Below are 2,059 nucleotides of genomic sequence, written 5' to 3' on the forward strand. Positions count from 1 at the left end.
GAAAGTAAGTTTAGCTTGGGTGTAAATGTTTTTCCAAATTTTTCAATGGGTATATTGAGTTATGATGAAAGTAGCTCTTCTGCAGGTGAGCTTTTTAAAAATATTGAAACTTGGAAACCATCGGCTAGTACTTCTATTTTAGTAGAATACACACTTAAACATAACGCTTTTCTAGGCTTCGGACTAGGTTACCAGAATAACGGTGAACAAACAAAAAAACAAGCTTTAATTTTCAGCATCAATCCTACAACAGGTGAACCCGTTTATGACCCTTATCAACCCAGTCATGCCAAGTCTATATACAATCATCATAATTTAGAAATCCCTATCTATTACAGACACTTATTCAACAATAGGTTTTACGGTGTATTTGGATTAAGTGGAATTGTAAACATATCCAATACCCGAACAAGCGTTTTGTATTATCCAGAAAAAGCAACAGAAAGAAACACTAAAAATGACAACTCAACTGAGTTCAGAAAGATCAATTTATCCACCAACATAGGGCTTGGTTTTGATGTGATTCAAAAAGAAAATTTCAGCTTTTACATCCAACCCAATGCACAATTCGGAATATTAGGGTTAGCAAAATCAACCCCAATTAATCGAAACATGTTATCGATTGGTATTTCAACAGGGATAAGACTATAAAATTTTTTCAATTCCAAAACATTCATCATGTTCTTACCCCAAATACCTTTGGAAACGTGTATCCAAAAGTATTTAACGCTATACGTGAAATCCAATAAAATCAAGGCTTAGACATAAATGTCGTAAACATGTCGCATTAAAACCGTTAGAAATTACGTGGAAATCTAACTATAATTGCACCCTCAATTTAAACGTATAACCATGAGCCAAATCGGAAATAAAATCAAAAGCCTTAGAAAGCTAAAAGGATACTCACAAGAAGAACTAGCAGAAGCTGCTCAAGTTAATCTACGCACGATACAACGCATAGAAAACAACAGCAACAATCCACGAGGTAAAACTTTGCAATTAATATGTGAAGCGCTTGAAACGAACACTGAAGAAATCATGAGTTACGGTAAAGAAAAGGACCTAAATTATTTAAGCCTTGTCCATCTTTCTGTGCTTTCTTTTTTTGTTGTCCCTTTGGGAAATATAATTCTTCCACTCATATTATGGGTAAGTAAAAAAGACAAAATTGAAGGACTTGATAGCTTAGGAAAAAACATACTCAACTTCCAAATCGTTTGGACCACGCTGTGTGTACTTTGCATGGTACTCATCATCTTCTACCCTACCTATTTTGACTATGCATTTGCGTTCTTAAGCATCATAACGATAATAAACTTTATACTCCCCCTGATCTTTGCGATTAAAACAAATAAAGAAAAGAACAAAAATAGATACCCTAATCTACTGCGTATTCTTCGATAAGCGCAGTAGATAGCATTCCCCGAGTCACCTTTTAAAATCGAAATGGAGACATGCACTCCTACCTTTCATCCCAGAAATCAAATCACTTATCATATAAATAACCTAAAACACTCATAATCACCTACCCTAAATTCGCGTATGTAATATTTTTTAACTATACTGGCTTTAGGAAAAATAAAACCATCTGTTGTCGTGGTGCAATTTCTGCAAAAGACAATCAAAAACTATTTACGAAAATGCAGAGCCTTTCAAGTCAATTGAAAAAGGCTTTTGACGCCTATTTTGAAGCGCCTATAGAAGCCTGGGAGGAATTCGCTGAACTGTGCGAAACCTCTATTCATAAAAAAGATGAAACCCTTAAGAAACAAGGGAGTTCAGAAAAATATTTTTACTTCATAGAAAAAGGAAGTGTTGGAGTTTTCTTGTGGAAAGAAAACAATTTTGTCTGCTTGGATTTTGCCTTTGACGGACAATTTTGTTGCGATTATATGTCAGTAATTACCCAAGCCCCCAACGAATTAGAAGTTGTGACTTTGGAAACAACCAAACTACATAGAATTAGTGTTGAAAATCTCAGAAAATTAGGAAACAAATCCCTTGGTCAAGTTCTCATGCGGATTTCGGCGGAATCTTCTTTTGTGGAAAAACAGCAACA

The 2,059-nt window shown here is 34.9% G+C and carries 3 protein-coding genes; all 3 read left to right on the forward strand.

The features are described 5' to 3' along the window. The coding region (locus tag R3333_RS14240; protein ID WP_318959432.1) for an outer membrane beta-barrel protein at window positions 1-651 on the forward strand (651 nt) is incomplete at its 5' end. 201 nt (window positions 652-852) lie between these two features. Continuing rightward, window positions 853-1,404, forward strand: a complete 552-nt coding sequence (locus R3333_RS14245; RefSeq protein WP_318959433.1) for a helix-turn-helix domain-containing protein — start codon at window positions 853-855, stop codon at window positions 1,402-1,404. A gap of 236 nt (window positions 1,405-1,640) precedes the next feature. Continuing rightward, on the forward strand, window positions 1,641-2,059 hold a 419-nt coding region (locus tag R3333_RS14250), incomplete at its 3' end, for a cyclic nucleotide-binding domain-containing protein (protein WP_318959434.1).

It is taken from the genome of Lishizhenia sp., assembly GCF_033720595.1.
Classification (GTDB): Bacteria; Bacteroidota; Bacteroidia; order Flavobacteriales_D; family Crocinitomicaceae; genus Lishizhenia.